Below are 4,872 nucleotides of genomic sequence, written 5' to 3'. Positions count from 1 at the left end.
CCACCACGTCGGCGACCCCGCCGGGCAGCAGCGGCGCCAGCACCGGGCTCATGTGCGCCCAGTCCGTCGAGGCCGACAGGCGGGCCGGCTCGTCGCGCAGCACGGCGTCGGCGCCGACCAGGGCGGCGAGCTCGGCGGACAGCGCGTCGAGCACACCGGGGTCCAGGGGGGTCACGGCGGGCAGCGCCGCCCGGCCGAAGCCGGGGAGCACGCGCTCCCCGGCCCGGCCGCGCGACGCCGCGAGGGTCGAATCCGACATCGCTCAGGTACCAAGGCCGATCTTGGTGTCGAGGAAGCTGTTGTCCACCAGGTCCGCCGGCTTGAGCCCGGACAGGATCGGCTTGCCCTGCGACTGGTAGATCGGGTCGAGGATCTCGATGAGCTTCTGCAGCCGCGCGTCGTCGAAGTCGCCGAGGGTGCTGTTGGCCCCGTCGCCGACGATGCCCAGCGACTTCATCGTCTGTACCGCGTAGTCCGCGACGCCCTGGGAGTAGACCCAGCCGTTGTTGTACTTGTCGACCAGGTCGAGGATCAGCTTGTTCGTCGCGGCCGGGGACGCCATGAAGTCGACGACGCCCTGCTGCATGATCGGGACGAGCTTGCTCAGGCAGGGCTTGAGCGCGTCGAGCTTGTCCTTGCGGACGCCGATCGCCTGCTGGTAAAAGTTGAACCCCGCGTCAGCGATGAGCTGGTACTTCAACGGCTTGTCCCAGGAACGCACCTCGTGGGACCAGGTGTAGGGCTCCGACGTCGCGAATCCCTGCACCGCGTCGGCCCCGCCGGAGGCCACGAAGTTGGTCGGCGTGCCGTCGTAGCTGCCGTCGACCTGCCCCTTCTTCAGAATGCCCGAGCCGGTGAAGTAGTCCATGTAGGACGCGCCCTGGAAGTACAGGACCTTCGTGTCGGTCTTGCCGATGTCGGCGATCGTCTTCCAGTCCGGATGCTTGTCCGGCGACCACTGGATGACCTGCGGGCTCTTCTCCAGCCCTGCCAGGACCGCCACGGTCGGCTGCGTCTTCGACAGGGCGATCTGCTCGTCCGTGCCCAGGTAGCCCAGCGTGATCCCGGAGTCCTTGTAGAGCTGGGAGGTCACCGTCTGGAAGCCGATCGCCGGGCCACCGGCGCGGATCTCCAGCTTCACCCCGGTGTCGACGCCGCCATGGGCCGTCAGCTCACCGCTGACCGACTTCTTGCCGGCGTCGATCTTCGGGTTCGGCCCGAGCAGTGCGTACTGGCCGCCGTGCTCGGACTCCGGATTCCAGTCGGTCTGCAGCACGATCGTCGATGGGCAGCCGGCGGCCTTGAGATCGAGCGCTGCCGGCGCCGCGCCCGCCGCGGACGGGGCCGCGGCGCTGGTGGACCCCCCATCGCTGCCGCTGCTGCCGCACGCGGCGGCGGTGAGGGCAAGCGCGGTCGCGGTCGCTGTCAGCGCGACGAGCCGCGCGGGCCGTCGCCGAGATCTGGTCAACTACGTCTCCCCGAGTTACTGGGCCATGCGGGCCGGTGGGTGTGGTGCGGTGGCGGCGCGGCGGCAGGGGGCGACGGCGAGCAGGGTGCACCGCCGTCGCGTGGGTCGCGCCGAGTGGGTCAGCCGCGCTTCGGCTGGTACCAGCGGCCGACCACACGCCGCGCCAGCCAGCCGAAGAAGACGAAGACCGCAACGCCGAGCAGGCTGGCGGTGAGCGTGGTCGCCCACAGGCGCTCGCCCTCCAACCGGGAGGTGAACACCGACAGGTTCGTGCCAAGCCCCGGCTCGCCCTGCTTGAAGAAGAACTCGCCGACGATCGCCCCGATGACCGACAGGCCGGCGGCGTTGCGGAACCCGGTGAACATCGACGGCAGCGCCGCCGGCAACTGCAGCTTCCACAGCCGGGTCAGCCGGCTGGGGTGGTGCAGGCTGAACAACTCGTGCATGCCCCGGTCGACCGACTGCAGCCCGAACAGCGTGTTCGACACGATGGGGAAGAACGCGATGATGACGCAGACGATGATCCGGCTGGTCAGCGCGAACCCGAAGAAGAAGCTCAGCACCGGGGTGAGCGCCAGGATCGGCACGGTCTGGATCACGACGGCCCACGGATACAGCGAGTTCTCGATCCACCTGGCCTGGCTCATCGCCACCGCGACGGCGACCCCGATGACGATCGAGATGGCCAGGCCGGAGAAGGTGACCTCACAGGTCAACCGCAGCGCGCTCATCATCGTCTTGAAGTTCGACCAGTCGAGGAAGCCGATCCGGACCACCTCGTGCGGCGGCGGCAGCATGAACCGCTGCTGGTCGTTGAGCACCCCGTCGGACACGGCGTACCAGACGCCGATGAACACCGCGAACACCGCCCCCGGCAGCAGCACGAAGCTGACCAGTCCGGCGCCGCGCCAGCGAGACCGGGTGCGGGGGAGGGCCGCGCCGGTCACCGGCGTCGTCGCGGCCACCTTGCCGGCCTCGTCGGTCTCGGCCGCGGACGGCACAGTCACGCTCAAGACTCGCTCCTGAGATGTTGCGAGACCTCGCCGCACAGGGCGGCGAACTCGGCGCTGTAACGCAGTTGCGGCGAGCGCGGATAGTCGAACGGGACGGCGAGATCCGCTTTCACCCGTCCCGGCCGACCGCTCATCACCACCACCCGGGTGGACAGGAACACCGCCTCCGCCACCGAGTGGGTGATGAACAGCGCGGCGAACCGGCGCAGGATGAACATCCGCAGCAGCTCGTCGTTGAGCCGTTCACGGGTGATCTCGTCGAGCGCCCCGAACGGCTCGTCGAACAGGAAGATGGAGGGGTCGAGCACGAGCGAGCGGGCCAGCGACGTGCGCATCCGCATGCCGCCGGACAGCTCGTGGGGCAGATGCTTCTCGAAGCCGGTGAGCCCGACGAGGCTGATCGCGTCGGCGACCCGACGCCCCCGCTCGGCGGAGTCGAGATGTTCCAGCTCCGCGAACAGCCGCACGTTGTCGCGCACGTTGCGCCAGGGCAGCAGGGTGGCGTCCTGAAAGACGTAGCCGACGTTCGTCGAGGCCACCTCGACGGTTCCGTCGGTGGCCTCGTCCAGCCCGCTGGCGATGCGCAGCAGGGTGCTCTTGCCGCATCCCGACGGCCCGACGATCGAGACGAACTCGCCGGGGCGGATCGTCAGGTCGGTGTCGGTAAGCGCGACGGTGCCGTCCCGGAACCGCTTGCGCACCCCCGCGAAGTGCAGGGCCGGTGCGCCGGTCCCGGTGGCCCCGCCGGCGGCGGTGTCGGCGGTGGTGTCGGCGGCGGCGGTGGTGGTGTCGGCGATCGTCATGAGGCGGCCTCCCACTGGTCCGGATGGGCGTCGTACGGCTCGGTCCCGGGGCGTCGGACCGGCTCCGCGCGCGGGGCCGCCCGATGTGGTTCGGCGAGTTCCGAGTGCACCGTGGTGCGCGCCACGACCCGGCCGGCCCGCCACACGGTCCGCTGCTCGCTGGCCGCGGCCAGCGCCTCAAGGGCGTTCGCCGCTGGCAACGCGACAAGGTCGGCCGGGCTGCCCGGCATGATCGAGACGGCCGGCAGGCCGAGGGCGCGCCGCGGCCCGTCGGTCACCGACGTGAGGGCCTCGTGCGGGGCGAGGTGCCCGCAGGTGACCATGAGCGACGCGGTCTCCAGCGCGTCACCACGGCCGACGAGGTTGAACGGGTCGCGCAGGTTGTCGCCGCCCGCGGCAACGGTCACCCCGGCGCGGCGCAGCGGCGCCACCGCGGTCAGCCCACGCGGGGTGCCGACCGCATGGTTGCGGCCCTGGAGAAACAGGTTGGTCTGGGGCAGTGCGACGACGGCGATGCCGGCGGCGGCGACCTGCTCACTGACCCGGTCCTGCACGTCGGGAGGCTGCATCCCGAGGCTGACGCAGTGGCTGGCCGTCACACCGTGCGGGAAACCGGTGCGGCCGACCAGATCGGCGAGGGTGGCGAGGGTGAGCAGCCGCGGGTCGAGGGTCTCGTCGGTGTGCAGGTCCAGCGGGCGGCCCGCCTCGCCGGCCGCGTCCAGGCAGATCGCGACCGCGCGGTGCGGCTCGGGGTCGAGGTGCGGGCAGCCGCCGGCCACGTCGGCCCCCTCGGCCAGCGCGCGGCGCAGGTCGCGGCCGGGTTGGCCGTCCAGCGGATTCGAGACGAGAGCGACGAGTTGCAGGTCGACCAGGCCGCGCCAGCGTTCCCGGACGTCAACGAGCGCCTCCAGCGCCCGCATACCCGACTGCACCCCGACGTTGACGTGCGTGCGGATGTGGGTGGTGCCCATCGCGAGCTGGATGCGCAGTGCCGCCTCGGCCCGGGTCGTGAAGTCCTCGACCGTCGAGTCGGGCAGCAGGGTCTGGATCGCCTCGATCGCGCCGGCGAGATCGCCGGTGACATTGCGGGCCAGTGACGCGGTGAGCGCCTTGTCCAGGTGCGCGTGCGGCTCGACGAACGACGCCAGCAGCACCTGGCCGGTCAGGTCGACGTCATCTGGGTCGACCCGGGCGACGTCGGCGCCCGGGCCGCTCGGGACGACCCGCCCGATGACGCCGTCCGACAGCTCCACGTCCACCACGTCGCCGTGCGCGGTCATCGCGCCCCGAAGCCAGCTCATGACGTCCCTGCCCGCGTGCCGAGGATCCGGTGGGCGATGTCGGCGGTCGCGCGGGCCGCCGCGGCTTCGTGGCCCGGCTGCGCGCCGCCGGAGAGATTGACTCCGTCGACGCCGGGCAGGTCGAGCAGCCGGCCGGCGAGCTCCGCCGCCGCGCGCGTACCCGCGGCGTGCGGATCGTCCGCGGCCATGATCTCCTCCAGGTAGCCGGCCGGCAGGCGGCTGCCGGCGAAGGACGCGACGACGGTGGCGGTCGCGACGCTCGTCACCACCGGCACGCAGCCCAGCAC

Annotated in this window: 4 protein-coding genes and 2 pseudogenes; all 6 read right to left on the bottom strand. The window is 71.5% G+C overall.

Features of this window, described 5'->3' with window-relative positions:
* Window positions 1–259: pseudogene (locus tag ND748_RS25250) on the bottom strand (FAD-binding oxidoreductase); the annotation flags it as partial.
* A gap of 3 nt (window positions 260–262) precedes the next feature.
* A complete protein-coding gene (locus ND748_RS25245; RefSeq protein ID WP_251748526.1) occupies window positions 263–1,468 on the bottom strand; it encodes an ABC transporter substrate-binding protein in 1,206 nt (401 codons plus the stop codon).
* Window positions 1,469–1,587: 119 nt separating this feature from the next.
* On the bottom strand, window positions 1,588–2,481 hold the full coding sequence (locus tag ND748_RS25240; protein WP_285902674.1) for an ABC transporter permease: 894 nt from the start codon (window positions 2,479–2,481) through the stop codon (window positions 1,588–1,590).
* A complete protein-coding gene (locus ND748_RS25235; RefSeq protein WP_251748525.1) occupies window positions 2,478–3,284 on the bottom strand; it encodes an ABC transporter ATP-binding protein in 807 nt (268 codons plus the stop codon). Before ND748_RS25235 ends, ND748_RS25240 begins: the two co-directional genes overlap by 4 nt.
* Window positions 3,281–4,585 (bottom strand): amidohydrolase family protein, encoded by a 1,305-nt coding sequence (locus ND748_RS25230; protein WP_251748523.1) that lies wholly within the window; start codon window positions 4,583–4,585, stop codon window positions 3,281–3,283. The genes ND748_RS25235 and ND748_RS25230 overlap by 4 nt, the downstream gene beginning before the upstream one ends.
* Window positions 4,582–4,872 (bottom strand): annotated as a pseudogene (locus tag ND748_RS25225) (methylenetetrahydrofolate reductase); the annotation flags it as partial. The pseudogene ND748_RS25225 and the gene ND748_RS25230, both read right to left, overlap by 4 nt.

Origin of the sequence: Frankia sp. AiPs1 (assembly GCF_023716945.1) — a bacterium.
Lineage (GTDB): Bacteria > Actinomycetota > Actinomycetes > Frankiales > Frankiaceae > Frankia.
This window is presented reverse-complemented; position numbering and strand designations above follow the sequence as displayed.

Excerpts from the sequence above, each read along its gene's own strand:
- ND748_RS25230 (WP_251748523.1), bottom strand. The coding sequence starts at position 4,585 with ATGAGCTGGCTTCGGGGCGCGATGACCGCGCACGGCGACGTGGTGGAC.
- ND748_RS25235 (WP_251748525.1), bottom strand. The coding sequence starts at position 3,284 with ATGACGATCGCCGACACCACCACCGCCGCCGCCGACACCACCGCCGAC.